The following is a 19,191-nucleotide window of genomic DNA, read 5'->3' on the forward strand; positions in this document are numbered from 1 at the left end:
TCCGGGCCGCCGAAACCTATGATCGCAAGGGGGTCGCACGCGGATCGACTAGGAGACGCTGATGGCCGGACCCAGGCAGAACGTCGGACCCGACCCCCATGGGGCACCCCGCCGGAACGTCGGGCGCGAGGGCCGCAAGCTCAGCCGCAGCTTCGGACTGCTCGCCCTGCTCGGGGCGATTCTGGTGGTGGCCGGCCTGGTCGGCCTCGGGTACACCGAGTTCGCCACCCTGACCACGATGCTGCTCTTCGGCTGGCTGCTGCTGATCGGCGGCGTGATCGGCCTGGCGCACGCGATCCAGTCGCGCGGCTCGGGCTTCTTCTGGCTGGCCGTGGTGGTCGCCGCCCTGAACCTCGCCGCAGGCGTGGTGATCATCCGCCGTCCCGAGGGCAGCGCCGAGGCCCTCACGATGTTCGCCGCCCTGCTGTTCCTGACCGGCGGCGTCTTCCGCCTGGCGGGCAGTGTGGTGGTGCGCGGGCCGCAGTTCGGCTGGACGCTGGTGCAGGGCGCGTTCGGCGTGCTCCTGGGCATCCTGGTGCTGGCGAACTGGCCGAGCAACAGCCGGTACGTCATCGGCTGTTTCTTCTCGCTCGCCCTGTTGTTCGACGGGCTGGGGCTGATCGCGATCGGAGTGGGCGGACGCAGAATCGTCACTCTCGTGAGTGACGCGGTGGCCACGGAAGAGGGCGGCAAGGGCACCCCTCCGATGTCTCCGACACCCCCGCAAGCCATGGCAAAGCCGTCAGACGAGGGTCAGAACCAGCCGGAGAGATGACCCTCCACGCCAACGGGGATCAAAAAGCGTCGATAGACGCTGACTTCTGTTCAGTCCCTCGGTCCGGACCAACGCACTCCCGACACTCTTCAGCAACGAGTGCGCAGTCGAGCCGCGAGGGTGGTGCCGGAAACATGGAGATCCGCGGGAGCCTGCCGCCCGAACCCGCGGCCTTGGCGCGGCAGCAGGCGTACGAGGGCGTGTGGCGGTTCACCGCCCCCGCCGTCGACGCCTCCGTGCCGCAGGCCCGGCACGCGGTGCGCGACCTGCTGCGCCGCCAGGGCGTACCGGCTCACGAGGACCTCATCCAGGGCCTGCTCCTGATCGTCTCGGAGCTGGTCACCAACGCGGTCAGACACGCGGCCCTGCTTTCGCCGCAGGTCGCCGTAGAGGTGGCCATCGGCGCCGAGTGGATCCGGGTGTCCGTCGAGGACAACCACCCCTACCGGCCCAAGGCCCTGGAGGCCGACTACGCGCAGACCGGCGGCCGGGGCCTGCTCCTGGTCCGCGAGATCACCGAGGAGGCCGGCGGGGTGTGCGACGTCGAGCAGACCGCGAGCGGCGGAAAGATCGTCTGGGCCGCTCTCCCGCTGGCCCCCCTGCCGGGGATCACCAGCCCGCGTCGGGCCCCGTGAGCTCCTTGACCGCGGGCCGTGCCGCGTCGAGCACGGTCATGAACCACGCCGAGAACGGGTCGCGCGCGTGCCGCTCGGCGAGCTCCTCGGGCGTCACGAACGCGGTCTCGCCGACCTCCTCCGGGTCCGGCCGCAGCGGCGACTGCACCAGGCCCACGAAGAGGTGGTTGAACTCCTGCTCCACCAGGCCCGACTCCGGGTCCGGGTGGTTGTAGCGCACCGTGCCCGCCTCGGCGAGCAGCGACGGGGCGATGCCCAGCTCCTCGTAGGTGCGCCGGGCGGCCGCCGCGAACGGGGACTCACCGGGGTAGGGGTGGCCGCAGCAGGTGTTGGACCAGACGCCGGGGGAGTGGTACTTGCCGAGCGCCCGCCGCTGGAGGAGCAGCCGGCCCGCCGGGTCGAAGAGGAATACGGAGAACGCCCGGTGCAGCTGCCCGGGCGCCTGGTGGGCGGAGAGCTTCTCCGCGGTACCGATGGTGTTGCCGCTCTCGTCGACGAGTTCGAGCATGATCTCTGGTGCGGTGGCGCCCGTGGTCCCGTTCGACGAGTTGTTCGCCGTGGTGGCTGATGTGCTCGGCATAACCATCCTTCGCTTCGGTCCTCGGCTGCTCAGTCTGCCGTACAAAAGCGGCGTGTCCGCCATTGACCGGCATCCGCATGTCCTGCCCCACGCGAGGCCGCCGGAACCGCGCGCTCAGTGGCAGAGCTTCGCCTCGTGCTCGGCATGGCCGCCGGGCTCCAGCTGAAAGGTGCAGTGCTCCACGTCGAAGTGGTCGCCCAGGCAGCCCTGCAACTCGTGCAGCAGCTTCTCGTGCCCCACGGAGTCGAGCACCTCCTGGCTGACCACCACGTGCGCCGACAGCACCGGCATCCCCGAGGTGATGGTCCAGGCGTGCAGATCGTGGACGTCCTCCACACCCGGCAGCTCCACGATGTGCGCCCGCACCTCCGCCATGTCGACCCCCTTGGGCGCCGACTCAAGGAGCACGTTGAGGGTCTCGCGCAGCAGCTTGACGGTCCGCGGCACGATCATCAGGCCGATCACCAGCGAGGCGATCGGGTCGGCCGCCTGCCAGCCCGTGGTCATGATGACCAGGCCGGCCACCACCACGGCCGCCGAGCCGAGCGCGTCCGAGAGCACCTCCAGGAAGGCGCCGCGCACATTGAGGCTGTCCTGCTGCCCCTTCATGAGGAGCGAGAGGGAGACCGAGTTCGCGACCAGGCCGATCAGGCCGAAGACCACGGCCGTGCCGCCCGCGGTGTCGGCCGGCTCCACGAACCGCGTGACCGCCTCGAACAGGACATAGCCGCCCACCCCGAGCAGCAGCAGGCAGTTGGCCAGCGCGGCGAGGATCTCGGCGCGGGCGTACCCGTAGGTGCGGTTGCCCCCGGCCGGGCGGTTGGCGAAGTGGATGGCGAGCAGCGCCATGGCGAGCCCGAGACCGTCCGTCGCCATGTGGGCCGCGTCCGCGACGAGCGCGAGGGAGTCCGCGAGCAGACCGCCGACGATCTCCACGACCATCACGGTCAGTGTGATGCCGAGCGCGATCCGTAGCCTTCCCCGATAGGCGGCGGCCGCCGTGCCCGTCGGCGGCGGCCCGCCGTGTGTGTGTCCGTGGTCGTGCCCAGCCCCCATGAACGCCCTCCCGGATCCGTCGCCGTTCCATCCCGATGTCTCTGTACGAGGGGCCAGTGAACTACGGGTAGGGGGTATGTGCAACACGGGACTGAACACCGTTGTCATGTGCTCTGACCTGCGGAAATGCTTGCAGGTCAGAGCGTTGGAGTGATCAATTCGCGGGCGCGGCCGCAGGGTTCGCACCACGGGCGCCCCGGCGGTGTTCGAACGCGGTTTGTGGGCTGCGCCCTTGATCGACCATGATGATCGCGGTGCCCGCGCAACGGGCGGTCCCGGGCCTCATCGGCCGTAAACGGCCAGTGAATTCCCGGTTCCGAGCATCCGATAGCCTCTGCCGACGTGCCGCCCGCCCCCGTGCCGGGCCGGGCCGTGACTTCCGCCATGTCAGTCGCAAGGAGTGAATTCGTCTGTCGACCGCCATCCTTACCGGTCCGCCGGTGCCCGGATCGCAGCTCGGACCCGATCTGCGCACGCTGGGTTTCGACGTGCAGAACGCCTTCCTCCCCGACGACCTGCCCCGCCTGCTCGCCGAGGTGCCGGCCGGTGAACGCGTCGCCCTTGTCGACCCGCGCTTCCTCGGCCACGTCCACGCGCTGCGCCTCGCACTGACCGACCCGCGCTTCCCGGCCGCCTCGGTGCCCGGCGCCCTCGCCGTTCAGGCCGAGGCCCGCCCGGCGCTCGCCCGCGTCCTGTCCGGCGGCCCTTCGGCACCCGCCGCCCAGGTGCGGACGAGCACGGTGCTCACCGACGACATCGCGGCCGCCATCGAGGCCGACGGCGTAGCGGTGCACCACCCCGAACTCGGCTCGCTCGTCGCGACGGTTCCCGCCGACGAGGTGGCCGCGGTCGAGGCGAGCCGGGCCGTCGCCGCCGTCGACGACGAGGCCGTGCGCCTGCGCAACGCCGTGAAGTCCCGCGACGGGTTCTTCACCACCCACTGCGTCAGCCCGTACTCCCGCTACCTCGCCCGCTGGTGCGCCCGCCGGGGTCTCACCCCCAACCAGGTCACCACCGCCTCGCTGCTCACCGCCCTGATCGCGGCCGGCTGCGCGGCGACCGGGACGCGCGGCGGGTACGTCGCGGCCGGGGTGCTGCTGATCCTCTCCTTCGTCCTGGACTGCACCGACGGGCAGCTCGCCCGCTACTCGCTCCAGTACTCGACGATGGGCGCCTGGCTCGACGCCACGTTCGACCGGGCCAAGGAGTACGCCTACTACGCGGGCCTCGCCCTCGGCGCGGCCCGCGGCGGCGACGACGTATGGGCGCTCGCGCTCGGCGCCATGGTGCTCCAGACCTGCCGCCACGTCGTGGACTTCTCCTTCAACGAGGCGCACGTCGTGGGCACCGACGCCACCGCCAACACCAGCCCCACCGCGGCCCTCTCCGACAAACTCGACTCGGTCGGCTGGACGGTGTGGGTGCGGCGCATGATCGTGCTGCCGATCGGCGAGCGCTGGGCGATGATCGCCGTGCTGACCGCCGTCACCACGCCCCGCGTCGTCTTCTACGCGCTGCTCATCGGCTGCGCCTTCGCCGCCTGCTACACCACCGCGGGCCGCGTCCTGCGCTCCCTGAGCCGCCGCGCCACCCGCTCCGACCGCGCGGCCCGGGCCCTCGCCGAGCTCGCCGACAGCGGCCCGCTCGCCCAGCTGATCGCGGCGAAGGCGCCGCGGATGCCCGGCGCCCCGGTCCTCGCGGCCGTCGGCGCCCTGCTGGTCGCCGCCGCCGCCCTCACGCTGCCCGTCGGCAGCGGCCTGGTGATCGGCGCGGCCGCGCTGTACGCGGTCCTGTCGGGCCTGGCCGTCGCCCGGCCGCTCAAGGGTCCCCTCGACTGGCTGGTGCCGCCGCTCTTCCGGGTGGCCGAGTACTGCACGGTCCTGATCCTGGCGGCCCGCTCGGACGTGGCCGGGGCCCTGCCCGCGGCCTTCGGGCTCGTGGCGGCGGTCGCCTACCATCACTACGACACGGTGTACCGCATCAAGGGCGGGTCCGGCGCGCCGCCGCAGTGGCTGGTGCGGGTGATCGGCGGCCACGAGGGCCGCACGCTCGTGGTGACGGTGCTCGCCGCCGTCCTCGCCACGCGAGACACAGACTTCACCCTGGCGCTCACCGCCCTCGCGGCGGTCATCGCGCTCGTGGTGCTCGTGGAGTCCATCCGCTTCTGGGTGTCCTCCGGAGCACCTGCCGTACATGACGAAGGAGAAACAGCATGATTGGCCTCGTACTGGCAGCCGGTGCCGGACGCCGTCTGCGCCCCTACACCGACACGCTCCCGAAGGCCCTCGTGCCTGTTGACGGTGACACCACCGTCCTGGACATCGCGCTGAAGAACTTCGCCGAGGTCGGCCTGACCGAGGTCGCGATCGTCGTCGGCTACCGCAAGGAGGCCGTCTACGCCCGCAAGGAGGCCCTGGAGGCCAAGTACGGCGTCACGATCACGCTGATCGACAACGACAAGGCCGAGGAGTGGAACAACGCCTACTCCCTGTGGTGCGCCCGTGAGGTCCTCAAGCGCGGCGTGATCCTCGCCAACGGCGACACGGTCCACCCCGTGTCGGTCGAGAAGACCCTGCTGGCCGCGCGCGGCCAGGGCCAGAAGATCATCCTCGCCCTCGACACGGTGAAGAACCTCGCCGACGAGGAGATGAAGGTCATCACCGCCGAGGGCAAGGGCGTCCAGCGCATCACCAAGCTGATGGACCCGGCGACCGCCACCGGCGAGTACATCGGCGTCACGCTCATCGAGCCCGAGGCCGCCGAGCAGCTCGCCGACGCCCTGAAGACCACCTTCGAGCGCGACCCCGACCTCTACTACGAGGACGGCTACCAGGAGCTCGTCAACCGCGGCTTCACCGTCGACGTGGCCCCCATCGGCGAGGTGTCGTGGGTCGAGATCGACAACCACGACGACCTGGCGAAGGGCCGTGAGATCGCGTGCCAGTACTGACTCGGCTCATCCCCTCGCCGGTTGTCGTCGACATCCGGCGCGGGGCGCTGGACGACCTCGCGGTCGTCCTCGCCGACCAGCGCATCTCCGCCAACGGCAAGCTGGCGATCGCGATCAGCGGCGGCTCGGGGCTCAAGCTGCGCGAGCAGTTCGGCCCCCTGCTGCCGGGTGCCGAGTGGTACCCGGTCGACGGCGGCACCATCGACGCGGCGGTCAAGCTCGCCGACGCGATGCGCGGCAAGCGCTACGACGCGGTCGTGGCGCTCGGCGGCGGCAAGATCATCGATGTGACGAAGTACGCGGCGGCCCGCGTCGGCCTGCCGATGGTCGCCGTCGCCACGAACCTCTCGCACGACGGCATCTGCTCGCCGGTCTCCACGCTGGACAACGACAACGGGCGCGGCTCCTACGGCGTGCCCACTCCGATCGCCATCCTGATCGACCTCGCCGTGATCCGGGACGCGCCCCCGCGCTTCGTGCGCTCGGGCATCGGGGACGCGATCTCCAACCTGTCCGCCATCGCGGACTGGGAGCTGTCGCACCGCGAGACCGGGGAGCCCGTCGACGGCCTGGCCGCCGCCATGGCGCGCAGCGCCGGCGAGGCGGTCCTGCGCCACCCGGGGACCGTCGGCGACGACGACTTCCTGGTCACCCTCTCCGAGGGCCTGGTCATGTCCGGCATCGCCATGTCGATCAGCGGCGACACCCGGCCGTCGTCCGGCGCCTGCCACGAGATCAGCCACGCCTTCGACCTGCTCTTCCCGCAGCGCGCGGCCAGCCACGGCGAACAGTGCGGCCTGGGCGCCGCGTTCGCCATGCACCTGCGGGGCGCGAAGGCCGAGTCCGGCCTCATGACCGAGGTGCTGCGCCGGCACGCCCTGCCGGTGACGGCGGAGGAAATCGGCTTCACCGCCGACGAGTTCGTCCAGGCCGTGGAGTTCGCCCCGCAGACCCGCCCCGGCCGCTACACCATCATCGAGCACCTCGACCTGTCCACCGACCAGATCAGGGACGCGTACGCCGACTATGCCAAGACCATCCGTAGCTGAGCTCCGCCCGGTCGTGCACCCGGCGGGTGTGAAGGACCGGGTCAGTGGCGAACACTGGGGCGGCCGTCTGTACATGCGCGAGATCTCGCTGCGCATCACCCGCGTCCTGGTCACCACCAAGGTCACGCCGAACCAGCTGACCTACCTGATGACCCTGAGCGGGGTCCTCGCCGCCCCGGCCCTCCTGGTGCCGGGCGTCTGGGGCGCCGTCCTCGGTGTCGTCGCCGTCCAGGGCTATCTGCTGCTCGACTGCGTCGACGGCGAAGTCGCCCGCTGGAAGAAGCAGTTCTCGCTGTCCGGCGTCTACCTGGACCGCGTCGGTGCCTATCTGTGCGACGCGGCGGTCCTGGTCGGCTTCGGCCTGCGCGCCGCCGACCTGTGGGGTCCCGGCCGCATCGACTGGCTGTGGGCCTTCCTCGGTACGCTCGCGGCCCTCGGCGCGATCCTGATCAAGGCGGAGACCGACCTCGTGGGCGTCGCCCGTCACCAGGGCGGTCTGCCGCTGGTCAAGGACGCGGCGGCCACCCCGCGCTCCTCCGGCGTGGCGCTCGCCCGCCGGGCCGCGGCCGCGCTGAAGTTCCACCGGCTCGTCCTCGGCATCGAGGCGTCCCTGCTGATCCTGGTCCTCGCGATCGTGGACCAGGTCCGCGGCGACCTGTACTTCTCCCGCCTCGGCGTCGCGGTGCTGGCCGGCATCGCGCTGCTCCAGACGGTGCTCCACCTCGTGTCCATCCTCGCGTCGAGCAGGCTCAAGTGAACGCTCCCCTGAAGGTCGGCGCCGTCGTCATCACGATGGGCAACCGCCCCGCCGAGCTGCGCGCCCTGCTCGACTCGGTCGCCAAGCAGGACGGCGACCGGGTCGAGGTCGTCGTCGTCGGCAACGGCGCCCCGGTCCCGGACGTCCCCGAGGGCGTACGGACCGTGGAGCTGCCGGAGAACCTGGGCATCCCGGGCGGCCGCAACGTCGGCATCGAGGCGTTCGGCCCCGCGGGCGCCGAGATGGACGTGCTGCTCTTCCTCGACGACGACGGCCTGCTGCCCAACCCGGACACCGCCGAGCTGTGCCGCCAGGCCTTCGCGGCCGACCGGGAGCTCGGCATCATCAGCTTCCGGATCGCCGACCCGGAGACCGGGGCCACCCAGCGCCGCCACGTGCCGAGGCTGCGCGCGGCGGACCCGATGCGCTCCTCGCGCGTGACGACCTTCCTCGGCGGCGCCAACGCCGTGCGCACCCGGGTGTTCGCCGAGGTCGGCGGGCTGCCGGAGGAGTTCTTCTACGCGCACGAGGAGACCGACCTCGCCTGGCGGGCGCTGGACGCCGGCTGGATGATCGACTACCGCGCGGACATGGTCCTGCACCACCCGACGACCGCCCCGTCCCGGCACGCGGTCTACCACCGGATGGTGGCCCGCAACCGGGTCTGGCTGGCCCGGCGCAACCTGCCCGCCCCGCTGGTCCCGGTCTACCTGGGGGTCTGGCTGCTCCTGACCCTGGCGCGCAAGCCCTCGGGCCCGGCGCTCAAGGCCTGGTTCGGCGGGTTCAAGGAGGGGTGGACGACGCCCTGCGGACCGCGCCGTCCCATGAAGTGGCGTACGGTCTTCAAGCTCACCCGGCTGGGCCGTCCCCCCGTCATCTGAGAGTCTCGGCTCTGAGACCATCGGGCGTACTTCTTGAACACGAAAGTTTCCACTTGTGAGTGACACAACCCTGTCCCCGGCGGACCTCGCCGCCAAGCACGGGCTGTCGGTGAGCGGTGCCCGACCCGGGCTGACCGCTTACATCAAGCAGCTGTGGGGCCGGCGCCACTTCATCCTGTCGTTCTCGTCGGCCAAGCTGACCGCCCAGTACAGCGAGGCGAAGCTCGGCCAGATCTGGCAGGTGGCGACGCCCCTGCTGAACGCGCTGGTCTACTACTTCATCTTCGGCGTGCTCATGGGTACGAGGAAGGGCATCCCCAACGAGGTCTTCATCCCGTTCCTGGTGACCGGCGTGTTCCTGTTCACCTTCACGCAGAACTCGCTGATGGCCGGCGTACGGGCGATCTCGGGCAACCTGGGTCTGGTGCGGGCGCTGCACTTCCCGCGCGCCTCGCTGCCGATCTCTTTCGCGCTCCAGCAGCTCCAGCAGCTGCTCTTCTCGATGATCGTCCTGATGATCGTGGTCGTCGCCTCCGGCTTCATGCCGGGCATGACGTGGATCCTGATCGTCCCGGTCCTCGCGCTGCAGTTCGTCTTCAACACCGGCCTCGCGCTGATCTTCGCCCGGCTCGGCGCCAAGACGCCGGACCTCGCGCAGCTGATGCCGTTCATCATGCGGACCTGGATGTACTCGTCCGGCGTGATGTTCAGCATCACCGCCGTGCTCAAGGACAAGCCGGGCTGGCTCAAGGACGTCCTCCAGGTCAACCCGGCCGCCATCTATATGGACCTGGCGCGCTACGCGCTGCTGGACGGCTACGGCGGCGGGTCCCTGCCCCCGCACGTCTGGGCACTCGCGGCCGGCTGGGCCGTCGTCGTGGGCGCTCTCGGATTCGTGTACTTCTGGAAGGCTGAGGAGCGATATGGCCGTGGCTGAGGACATCAAGGACCGCGTCGTGGTCGAGGACGCGCGGATTCCCACCGTCATCTGCGACGACGTGCACATCGTGTACACCGTCAACGGGGGCGGCGGCGGAAAGGGCAGCGCCACTGCCGCCCTGAGCCGCATGGTGAAGAGGGACCGGACCGGCGGCGCCTCCCGGGGCATGCGCCGGGTGCACGCGGTCAAGGGCGTGTCGTTCACCGCGTACCGTGGCGAGGCCATCGGCCTGATCGGCTCCAACGGCTCCGGCAAGTCGACGCTGCTGCGGGCCATCGCCGGTCTGCTGCCGCCCGAGAGCGGCCGGGTCTACACCGACGGGCAACCCTCGCTGCTCGGTGTGAACGCGGCCCTGATGAACGACCTGACCGGCGAGCGCAACGTCATCCTCGGCGGCCTGGCCATGGGCATGTCCCGCGAGGAGGTCAGGGAGCGCTACGAGGAGATCGTCGACTTCTCCGGCATCAACGACAAGGGTGACTTCATCTCCCTGCCGATGCGCACCTACTCCTCCGGCATGGCGGCCCGCCTGCGGTTCTCCATCGCCGCGGCCAAGGACCACGACGTCCTCATGATCGACGAGGCCCTCGCCACCGGCGACCGCCAGTTCCAGATCCGCTCCGAGGAGCGCATCCGGGAACTGCGCAAGCACGCCGGAACCGTCTTCCTGGTGAGCCACAGCATCGGATCCATCCGGGACACCTGCGATCGCGTGCTCTGGCTGGAGCGCGGCGAGCTCCTCATGGACGGGCCGACCGACGAGGTCGTCAAGGCCTACCAGAAGGAGTCCGGCCGCTGATACACCGTCATCCGGCGGACTCGTAGACCGAAGCCCCTGTCGATCAACCCCGGCAGGGGCTTTCGCGTCCTATGGTGTGGTCGGACAGTCAAGATCCCGTCAAGTTGCCAGTATGCGGGGAAGGTTGAGCCGGATTGGAGTGTTCTTGTAATGCTCTCAACACCCCGACGTGTTCTCGGCCGTTGTACAACGTAAGCTGTACCGGTGCTGATTCGCGGCAAGTGGGGTAATACGCCCCCGGCTCCTCGCACCACGGGTCATCCCGTCCGGGGAGGTCAGGCGGCGTGTCCGAAATAGGATGTTTTGGGTCGGCGGTGTAGAACGGGAGATGTGACGGCCATGGCTACGGAAGATCTCCAGCTCCAAGGGACGGCCGCCGTTCCCGCCCCGGGCGGCACCCGGTGACCCGAGTCCGGGACGTGCGCACCGGCACCCCCTCGCGCGCCACGCTCGACAAGGCCGCGGACGAGAACTTCCCGGTGGCCCCCTTCTTCCTGCCGCGGGCCTGGCGCGACGACCTGATGGCCGTGTACGGCTTCGCCCGGCTCGTCGACGACATCGGTGACGGCGACCTCGCCCCCGGCGGCGCCGACGCCCGCCACCTCGGCGTGGCCCCGGCCGACGCCGACGACCGGCTCGTCATGCTCGACGCCTTCGAGACGGATCTGCGCCGCGTCTTCGACGGCACGCCCCAGCACCCGCTCCTGGTGGCCCTGCGGCCCACCGTGCGGCGCTGCGGGCTCACCCCCGAGCCGTTCCTCGGGCTGATCGCGGCCAACCGCCAGGACCAGCGGGTCCGGCGCTACGAGACGTACGAGGAGCTGCTCGCCTACTGCGAGCTCTCCGCCAACCCCGTGGGACGGCTCGTCCTCGCCATCACCGGCACCACGAGCCCGGAGCGCGTCCGTCGCTCCGACGCGATCTGTACGGCGTTGCAGATCGTCGAACACCTCCAGGACGTCAAGGAGGACCTCGGGCGGGACCGGATCTATCTGCCGGCCGAGGACATGTCCCGTTTCCATGTCACACAGGCCGATCTGGCCGCCCCCACGGGGAGCGCTTCGGTGCGCGCCCTGGTCGCGTTCGAAGCGGAACGCGCCGGGTCGTTGCTGAATGAAGGCACCCCCCTGGTGGGTAGCGTCCACGGCAGACTCAAGCTGCTGCTGGCCGGATTCGTGGCCGGAGGACGCGCCGCGCTCGACGCGGTCGCTGCCGCCGGCCACGACGTACTCCCGGGGCCGCCCAAGCCCACCAGGGCAAGGCTGCTGCGCGAGGTGGGAGCCGTCTTGCGAAGAGCGCGTAGAGAGGGGTGAGCCGGACCGTGGAGGCACAGGCACCCGTGTCAGCACCGGTACAGGCCGCATACAGCTACTGCGAGGCGGTGACCGGGCAGCAGGCGCGCAATTTCGCGTACGGCATCAGGCTGCTGCCGGCCGACAAGCGGCAGGCGATGTCCGCGCTGTACGCGTTCTCGCGCCGGGTCGACGACATCGGTGACGGAACGCTGGCCGACGACGCCAAGGGGGCGCGCCTTGAGGAGACCCGGGCGCTCCTCGGGCGCGTCCGCGACGGCGCCGTCGACGAGGACGACACCGACCCGGTGGCGGTGGCGCTCGCGGACGCGGCACGCCGGTTCCCCATCCCGCTCGACGGTCTCGACGAGCTCATCGACGGCGTCCTGATGGACGTGCACGGCGAGAGCTACGAGACCTGGGACGACCTCAAGACGTACTGCCGGTGTGTCGCCGGCGCGATCGGCCGGCTCTCGCTCGGCGTGTTCGGCACCCAGCCCGGCGCGCCGGGCATCGAACGCGCCCCGGAGTACGCCGACACGCTGGGGCTCGCTCTCCAACTCACCAACATCCTCAGGGACGTTCGTGAGGACGCCGGCAACGGACGGACCTATCTGCCCTCCGACGACCTCGCCAAGTTCGGCTGCTCGGCGGGCTTCGACGGGCCCGTCCCGCCGCCCGGCTCCGACTTCGCCGGGCTCGTCCACTTCGAGGTCCGGCGCGCCCGGGCCCTGTTCGCCGAGGGCTACCGGCTGCTCCCCATGCTGGACCGGCGCAGCGGCGCCTGTGTCGCCGCGATGGCCGGGATCTACCGCCGGCTGCTCGACCGCATCGAGCGCGACCCGCAGGCGGTACTGCGCGGGCGCGTTTCGCTGCCCGGCCGGGAGAAGGCGTACGTCGCGGTGCGCGGCCTCTCCGGCCTCGACACCCGGTATGTCTCCCGGCAGACCGCCAGGAGGCGCGTCTGATGCTCCACGCCCACCCGGACGACGGGCCGAGGACCATGACGCGGGCCCGACGTGCAACTTCCCCGTGCGGCGATGCGTCCCTGACTGCGTCGGCCCGCCCCGTCCGGGGCACCGGCCCGGCCCCGGGGGAGACGGCATGAACGACACGCGGCCCCAGCGCGCGGTAGTGATCGGCGGCGGACTCGCCGGCATCACCGCGGCGCTCGAACTCGCCGACGCGGGCCTCGGCGTGACCCTGGTCGAGGGCCGCCCGCGGCTCGGCGGCCTCGCGTTCTCCTTCCGGCGCGGCGACCTCACCGTGGACAACGGCCAGCACGTCTATCTGCGCTGCTGCACCGCCTACCGCTGGTTCCTCGACCGGGTCGGCGGGGCCGGACTCGCCCCCGTACAGGCCCGGTTGGACGTCCCCGTCCTCGATGTCGGGCACCCCAGGGGCCCTCGGCTGGGCCGGCTGCGCCGCGACCCGCTGCCGGTGCCGCTGCACCTCGGCCGCAGCCTCGCCACCTACCCGCACCTCTCGCTCGCCGAGCGCGCCTCGGTCGGGCGTGCCGCGCTCGCGCTCAAGAAGCTCGACACGGCCGACCCGGCCCTGGACGACGTGGACTTCGCGACCTGGCTCGGCCGGCACGGCCAGTCCGACCGGACCATCGAAGCCCTGTGGGACCTGGTCGGCGTGGCGACCCTCAACGCCACCGCGCCGCACGCCTCCCTGGGCCTCGCCGCCATGGTCTTCAAGACCGGGCTGCTGTCCGAGGCGGGCGCCGCCGACATCGGCTGGGCCCGGGTGCCGCTCGGCGAGCTGCACGACACGCTGGCCCGCAAGGCCCTGGAGTCGGCGGGCGTACGCGTCGAAACGCGCACCAAGGCCGAGGCCATCTCCCGTACGGAGAGCGGCAGTTGGCGCGTCGAGCTGGCCGGCGAGACGCTGGACGCGGAGGTCGTCGTGCTCGCCGTGCCGCAGAGGGAGACCCACGGCCTGCTGCCCGAGGGCGCCCTCGACGAGCCGGACAGGCTCCTCGGCATCGGCACCGCGCCCATCCTCAACGTGCACGTCGTCTACGACCGCAAGGTGCTCAAGCAGCCCTTCTTCGCCGCGCTCGGCTCCCCCGTGCAGTGGGTCTTCGACCGGACGGACTCCTCGGGCCTCACCGGCGGGGGGCAGTATCTGGCCGTCTCCCAGTCGGACGCCGGGGACGAGATCGAGCTTCCCGTGGCCGAACTGCGCGCCCGCTATCTGCCGGAACTGGAAAAGCTGTTGCCCGCGGCGCGCGGTGCGGAGATCCTCGACTTCTTCGTCACCCGGGAGCGCACGGCGACGTTCGCCCCCACCCCCGGCGTCGGACGGCTGCGGCCGTCGGCGCGGACCCGGGCGGACGGCCTCTACCTGGCCGGCGCGTGGACCGCGACCGGCTGGCCCGCGACCATGGAGGGCGCCGTGCGCAGCGGATTCAGTGCCGCCGGCGCCGCTCTCTCCGGCCTCGGCCGCCCCCATGTTCATCCGCTTCAGGAGGCGGCATGACTGTTAGCAGTACTGGAACAAGAGGAGAGACTGTGCCGACTGTGCCTTCGGCTTCGGCGAATCCGGCTGTGGACACCGTGGACGTCACCGCCCTGCTGGAGCGGGGGCGCGCGCTGTCGACTCCGGAGCTGCGCGCGGCCGTCGACCGGCTCGCGGCTCCCATGGACACCGTCGCCGCCTACCACTTCGGGTGGATCGACGCCGAGGGGCGTCCGGCGGACGGCGACGGGGGCAAGGCCGTACGGCCCGCCCTCGCCCTGCTCTCCGCGGAGGCGGCCGGCGCCGCCGCCGAGATCGGCGTGCCGGGAGCGGTCGCGGTGGAGCTCGTGCACAACTTCTCGCTGCTGCACGACGACCTCATGGACGGCGACGAGCAGCGCCGCCACCGCGACACGGTGTGGAAGGTGCACGGCCCCGCGCAGGCGATCCTCGTCGGCGACGCCCTGTTCGCCCTCGCCAACGAGGTCCTCCTTGAGCTCGGCACGGTGGAGGCGGGTCGCGCGACCCGTCGACTCACCACCGCCACAAGGAAGTTGATCGACGGTCAGGCCCAGGACATCTCCTACGAGCACCGCGAGCGGGTCACCGTCGAGGAGTGCCTGGAGATGGAGGGCAACAAGACGGGCGCGCTGCTCGCCTGCGCCGTCTCCATCGGTGCCGTCCTCGGCGGCGCCGACGACCACATGGCCGACACGCTGGAGGCGTACGGCTACCACCTCGGCCTCGCCTTCCAGGCCGTCGACGACCTGCTCGGCATCTGGGGCGACCCGGACGCCACGGGCAAGCAGACCTGGAGCGACCTGCGCCAGCGCAAGAAGTCGCTGCCCGTCGTCGCCGCGCTCGCCGCGGGCGGCCCGGCGTCCACCCGGCTGGGCGAACTGCTCGCGGCCGACGCCAAGAGCAATGACTTCGACAGCTTCTCGGAGGCGGAGTTCGCCACCCGCGCGGCCCTGATCGAGGAGGCCGGCGGCCGCGAGTGGACCTCGCAGGAGGCCCGCAGGCAGCACACCATCGCGATCCAGGCGCTCGACGCCGTCGACATGCCGGAAAAGGTCCGCGCACAGCTCACCGCGCTCGCGGACTTCGTCGTCGTCCGAAAGAGATGATCACTATTCGCATATGACTCGCAGTCGCCGGAACGGCCCGGGAGACCGGGCCGCCTCCGACGGAGACCCCAGCACAGCAGAAGTAGCTACTGCACGAAGGGGAAGCCATGACAGCGACGACCGACGGAAGCACCGGGGCCCCGCGGCCCCGGGCCGCCGCGGCCAGTGCAACAACCGGGACCGCTCCCGGCGCGGACGCGGTACTCGAAGCCGCCCGGCGGGCCGCCGGGCTGGGCGTCGAGCATCTGCTGGCGCGGCAGGACGCCCAGGGCTGGTGGAAGGGCGACCTGGAGACCAACGTCACCATGGACGCCGAGGACCTGCTGCTGCGTCAGTTCCTCGGAATCCAGGACGAGAAGACCCTGCACGCCGCCGCCCTCTTCATCCGGGGCGAGCAGCGCGACGATGGGACCTGGGCCACCTTCTACGGCGGACCCGGTGAACTCTCCACCACCGTCGAGGCGTACGTCGCGCTCAGGCTGGCCGGTGACCGGCCCGAGGACGCCCACATGGCCCGCGCCGCGGCCTGGATCAGAGCCAAGGGCGGCATCGCCGCGAGCCGGGTCTTCACCCGCATCTGGCTGGCCCTGTTCGGCTGGTGGAAGTGGGACGACCTGCCCGAGCTGCCGCCCGAGCTGATCTTCCTGCCCACGTGGGTCCCGCTCAACATCTACGACTTCGGCTGCTGGGCCCGGCAGACCATCGTGCCGCTCACGGTGGTCTCGGCGAAGCGGCCGGTCCGCCCCGCGCCCTTCGCGCTCGACGAGCTGCACACCGACGCCCGTCATCCCAATCCGGTCAAACCCCTTGCCCCGGTGGCGAGTTGGGACGGCGCGTTCCAGCGGCTCGACAAGGTTCTGCACGTCTACCACAAGGTGGCCCCGCGCAAGCTGCGGCGGGCCGCGATGCGCAGCGCCGCCCGCTGGATCGTCGAGCGCCAGGAGAACGACGGCTGCTGGGGCGGCATCCAGCCGCCGGCCGTGTACTCGGTGATCGCCCTGCATCTGCTCGGCTACGACCTCCAACACCCCGTGATGCGGGCCGGGTTGGAGTCCTTGGACCGGTTCGCGGTGTGGCGCGAGGACGGCGCCCGGATGATCGAGGCCTGTCAGTCCCCGGTCTGGGACACCTGCCTCGCGGCCATCGCGCTCGCCGACGCGGGCGTGCCCGGGGACCACCCCGCGCTCGTCAGAGCGGCCGACTGGATGCTGGAGGAGGAGATCACCCGGCCCGGCGACTGGGCCGTGCGCCGACCCCAACTCCAGCCGGGCGGCTGGGCGTTCGAGTTCCACAACGACAACTACCCCGACATCGACGACACCGCCGAGGTGATCCTGGCGCTGCGCCGGGTCAAGCACCCCCAGCAGGAGAAGGTCGAGGCGGCCATCGCCCGCGGGGTGCGCTGGAACCTCGGGATGCAGTCGAAGAACGGCGCCTGGGGGGCGTTCGACGCCGACAACACCAGTGCCTTTCCCAACCGGCTGCCGTTCTGCGACTTCGGCGAGGTCATCGATCCTCCCTCGGCCGATGTCACCGCGCACGTCGTGGAGATGCTGGCCTACGAGGGCAAGTCGCACGACCCGCGGACCCGGCGCGGCATCGAGTGGCTGCTGGCCGAACAGGAGGCCAACGGGGCCTGGTTCGGCCGCTGGGGCGTCAACTACGTATACGGGACGGGGTCGGTGGTGCCCGCCCTGGTCGCCGCCGGGATCCCCGCCGCGCACCCCGCGATCCGCCGGGCGGTCGGCTGGCTGGAGTCCGTGCAGAACGACGACGGCGGCTGGGGCGAGGACCTGCGCTCCTACGGCGAGACCGAATGGATGGGCCGCGGCCCCTCCACCGCCTCACAGACCGCCTGGGCGCTGCTCGCGCTGCTGGCCGCGGGGGAGCGGGACAAGAAGGCCACCGAGCGCGGCATCTCCTGGCTCGTGGAGAACCAGCGCGCGGACGGCTCCTGGGACGAGCCGTACTTCACGGGCACCGGGTTCCCCTGGGACTTCTCGATCAATTACCACCTCTACCGGCAGGTCTTCCCGCTGACCGCGCTCGGCCGGTACGTCCATGGAGAACCGTTCTCCCCCAACGCGGCCAAGGGGAGCTGATGGACTCCCCCCGCGGTGCGCGGCCCGTGCCGCTGGTGATCGCCTGTGCGCTCACCATCGAGCGGCTCGCGCTGCGCGGCGCCCACGGCGGCGCGGCGGGCCCGGTCACCGTGCTGCGCAGCGGCATGGGCCCCGCGGCCGCCCAACGCGCGATGGTCCGCACGCTCGGCACACCCGGGATGCGTGACGCGGCGGTCATCGCCTCAGGCTTCTGTGCCGGCCTCGTCCCCGGGATGCATCCCGGGGACCTGGTCGTCGCCGAGGAAACCCGCGGCCCGGACGGCACCACGGTGTGCACCGACACCGGGGTGCTCGCCAAGGCGCTCGCCGAAGCGCTGCCGGGCCGCACCGTCCACACCGGCCCGCTCACGGGGTCGGACCACGTCGTACGCGGCCCCGAACGGGCCGGTCTGAGGGCGACCGGGGCGATCGCGGTGGACATGGAGTCCGCCGCCACGCTGCGGGCCGCCCGGCAGGCCGGATCGCGCCCGGTTGCGGCCGTACGGGTGGTCGTGGACGCTCCAGAACATGAACTCGTCCGGATTGGCACGGTGCGCGGTGGAATATCAGCCTTCCGCGTTCTTCGTGCCGTCCTTCCCGCTTTCTTTGAATGGCACCGTTCTTTGCTGCTCCCCAGGAGGTGAGCCAGATGGCCATGCCGCTTCGCCAGTCCATCAGGGTCGGGACCTATCTCTTTGAACAGAAGTTGCGCAAGCGCGAGAAGTTCCCGCTGATCGTCGAGCTGGAACCGCTCTTCGCGTGCAACCTGAAATGCGAGGGCTGCGGAAAGATCCAGCATCCGGCCGGGATCCTGAAGCAGCGCATGCCGGTGGCCCAGGCCGTCGGAGCGGTTCTGGAATCCGGCGCGCCGATGGTCTCCATCGCGGGCGGCGAGCCCCTGATGCACCCTCAGATCGATGAGATCGTGCGGCAGTTGGTGGCCAAGCGGAAGTACGTATTCCTGTGCACCAACGCGCTCCTGATGCGCAAGAAGCTGGAGAAGTTCACACCGTCGCCCTACTTCGCCTTCGCCGTGCACATCGACGGGCTGCGCGAGCGGCACGACGAGTCGGTGGCGAAGGAGGGCGTGTTCGACGAGGCGGTGGAGGCGATCAAGGAGGCCAAGCGGCAGGGCTTCCGGGTCACCACCAACTCGACCTTCTTCAACACCGACACCCCGCAGACCATCATCGAGGTGCTCAACTTCCTCAACGACGACCTCAAGGTCGACGAGATGATGATCTCGCCCGCGTACGCCTACGAGAAGGCGCCCGACCAGGAGCACTTCCTGGGCGTCGAGCAGACCCGGGAGCTCTTCAAGAAGGCGTTCTCCGGCGGCAACCGGGCGCGCTGGCGGCTCAACCACTCACCGCTCTTCCTGGACTTCCTGGAGGGCAAGGCCGACTTCCCGTGCACCGCGTGGGCGATCCCCAACTACTCGCTCTTCGGCTGGCAGCGCCCCTGCTACCTGATGAGCGACGGGTACGTGCCGACGTACCGGGAGCTGGTCGAGGAGACCGACTGGAGCAAGTACGGACGCGGCCGCGACGAGCGGTGCGCGAACTGCATGGCGCACTGCGGCTACGAGCCGACCGCCGTGCTCGCGACCATGGGGTCGCTGAAGGAGTCGCTGCGGGCGGTCCGCGAGACCGTCCAGGGCAACCGGGGGTGAGGCGATGAGCCCCGGGGAGCGGGCCTTCCCGGGGCTCACGCCGCTGCCGGCCCGACCGTCGCCGGTGTGCCGCCTCGCGCGGGGCGCCCGGGTCGGGCCGGCGGCGCTCG

General features: G+C 71.0%; 18 protein-coding genes. 16 read left to right on the forward strand and 2 right to left on the reverse strand.

Features of this window, described 5'->3' with window-relative positions:
* The first annotated feature begins 61 nt into the window (after positions 1-61).
* Positions 62-775 carry an HdeD family acid-resistance protein gene (locus ACFYNP_RS06205; protein ID WP_388404492.1) on the forward strand — a complete coding sequence of 238 codons (714 nt, stop codon included), beginning with the start codon at positions 62-64 and terminating at the stop codon, positions 773-775.
* Positions 776-909: 134 nt separating this feature from the next.
* Positions 910-1,410, forward strand: coding sequence for an ATP-binding protein (locus ACFYNP_RS06210; RefSeq protein WP_388404495.1), 501 nt, complete (start codon positions 910-912; stop codon positions 1,408-1,410).
* On the opposite strand, the gene idi is transcribed toward ACFYNP_RS06210, so the two are convergent.
* Together idi and ACFYNP_RS06220 are read right to left on the reverse strand one after the other, a co-directional pair.
* Entirely contained in the window at positions 1,385-1,990 is a 606-nt protein-coding gene (idi, locus tag ACFYNP_RS06215; RefSeq protein ID WP_388783094.1) for an isopentenyl-diphosphate Delta-isomerase, read from the reverse strand. The two genes, ACFYNP_RS06210 and idi, sit on opposite strands and share 26 nt — an antisense overlap.
* Before the next feature lie 114 nt (positions 1,991-2,104).
* Positions 2,105-3,046 carry a cation diffusion facilitator family transporter gene (locus ACFYNP_RS06220; RefSeq protein ID WP_388404501.1) on the reverse strand — a complete coding sequence of 314 codons (942 nt, stop codon included), beginning with the start codon at positions 3,044-3,046 and terminating at the stop codon, positions 2,105-2,107.
* 410 nt (positions 3,047-3,456) lie between these two features.
* Between ACFYNP_RS06220 and ACFYNP_RS06225 the strand changes: the two genes are divergently transcribed.
* The 14 genes from ACFYNP_RS06225 (at position 3,457) to hpnH (ending at position 19,081) form a co-directional block, all read left to right on the forward strand.
* The gene (locus tag ACFYNP_RS06225; RefSeq protein WP_388783312.1) at positions 3,457-5,262 is read left to right on the forward strand and encodes a DUF5941 domain-containing protein; all 1,806 of its coding nucleotides are present in this window, start codon (positions 3,457-3,459) and stop codon (positions 5,260-5,262) included.
* Positions 5,259-5,996 (forward strand): sugar phosphate nucleotidyltransferase, encoded by a 738-nt coding sequence (locus ACFYNP_RS06230; RefSeq protein ID WP_388404503.1) that lies wholly within the window; start codon positions 5,259-5,261, stop codon positions 5,994-5,996. Before ACFYNP_RS06225 ends, ACFYNP_RS06230 begins: the two co-directional genes overlap by 4 nt.
* Positions 5,984-7,045, forward strand: a complete 1,062-nt coding sequence (locus tag ACFYNP_RS06235; RefSeq protein ID WP_100575378.1) for an iron-containing alcohol dehydrogenase family protein — start codon at positions 5,984-5,986, stop codon at positions 7,043-7,045. Before ACFYNP_RS06230 ends, ACFYNP_RS06235 begins: the two co-directional genes overlap by 13 nt.
* Entirely contained in the window at positions 7,023-7,802 is a 780-nt protein-coding gene (locus tag ACFYNP_RS06240) for a CDP-alcohol phosphatidyltransferase family protein (RefSeq protein WP_100575453.1), read from the forward strand. The genes ACFYNP_RS06235 and ACFYNP_RS06240 overlap by 23 nt, the downstream gene beginning before the upstream one ends.
* Before the next feature lie 35 nt (positions 7,803-7,837).
* Positions 7,838-8,683 carry a glycosyltransferase family 2 protein gene (locus ACFYNP_RS06245; protein WP_388783315.1) on the forward strand — a complete coding sequence of 282 codons (846 nt, stop codon included), beginning with the start codon at positions 7,838-7,840 and terminating at the stop codon, positions 8,681-8,683.
* Between the two features lie 55 nt (positions 8,684-8,738).
* On the forward strand, positions 8,739-9,620 hold the full coding sequence (locus tag ACFYNP_RS06250; protein WP_388404508.1) for an ABC transporter permease: 882 nt from the start codon (positions 8,739-8,741) through the stop codon (positions 9,618-9,620).
* On the forward strand, positions 9,607-10,422 hold the full coding sequence (locus ACFYNP_RS06255; RefSeq protein ID WP_388404511.1) for an ABC transporter ATP-binding protein: 816 nt from the start codon (positions 9,607-9,609) through the stop codon (positions 10,420-10,422). Before ACFYNP_RS06250 ends, ACFYNP_RS06255 begins: the two co-directional genes overlap by 14 nt.
* Positions 10,423-10,823: 401 nt before the next feature.
* Positions 10,824-11,735, forward strand: coding sequence for a squalene synthase HpnC (gene hpnC, locus ACFYNP_RS06260; RefSeq protein ID WP_388783097.1), 912 nt, complete (start codon positions 10,824-10,826; stop codon positions 11,733-11,735).
* The gene (hpnD, locus tag ACFYNP_RS06265) at positions 11,732-12,682 is read left to right on the forward strand and encodes a presqualene diphosphate synthase HpnD (RefSeq protein ID WP_388783100.1); all 951 of its coding nucleotides are present in this window, start codon (positions 11,732-11,734) and stop codon (positions 12,680-12,682) included. The genes hpnC and hpnD overlap by 4 nt, the downstream gene beginning before the upstream one ends.
* A 136-nt stretch (positions 12,683-12,818) precedes the next feature.
* The gene (gene hpnE / locus ACFYNP_RS06270; protein ID WP_388783103.1) at positions 12,819-14,201 is read left to right on the forward strand and encodes a hydroxysqualene dehydroxylase HpnE; all 1,383 of its coding nucleotides are present in this window, start codon (positions 12,819-12,821) and stop codon (positions 14,199-14,201) included.
* Positions 14,198-15,307, forward strand: coding sequence for a polyprenyl synthetase family protein (locus tag ACFYNP_RS06275; protein WP_388783105.1), 1,110 nt, complete (start codon positions 14,198-14,200; stop codon positions 15,305-15,307). Before hpnE ends, ACFYNP_RS06275 begins: the two co-directional genes overlap by 4 nt.
* A gap of 107 nt (positions 15,308-15,414) precedes the next feature.
* Positions 15,415-17,409 (forward strand): squalene--hopene cyclase, encoded by a 1,995-nt coding sequence (gene shc, locus ACFYNP_RS06280; protein ID WP_388783107.1) that lies wholly within the window; start codon positions 15,415-15,417, stop codon positions 17,407-17,409.
* A complete protein-coding gene (locus ACFYNP_RS06285) occupies positions 17,409-18,053 on the forward strand; it encodes a 1-hydroxy-2-methyl-2-butenyl 4-diphosphate reductase (protein WP_388404524.1) in 645 nt (214 codons plus the stop codon). The genes shc and ACFYNP_RS06285 overlap by 1 nt, the downstream gene beginning before the upstream one ends.
* A 5-nt stretch (positions 18,054-18,058) precedes the next feature.
* Positions 18,059-19,081, forward strand: a complete 1,023-nt coding sequence (hpnH, locus tag ACFYNP_RS06290; RefSeq protein WP_100575387.1) for an adenosyl-hopene transferase HpnH — start codon at positions 18,059-18,061, stop codon at positions 19,079-19,081.
* The last annotated feature ends 110 nt before the right edge of the window (positions 19,082-19,191 follow it).

Origin of the sequence: Streptomyces sp. NPDC006691 (genome assembly GCF_042869955.1) — a bacterium.
GTDB lineage: Bacteria > Actinomycetota > Actinomycetes > Streptomycetales > Streptomycetaceae > Streptomyces.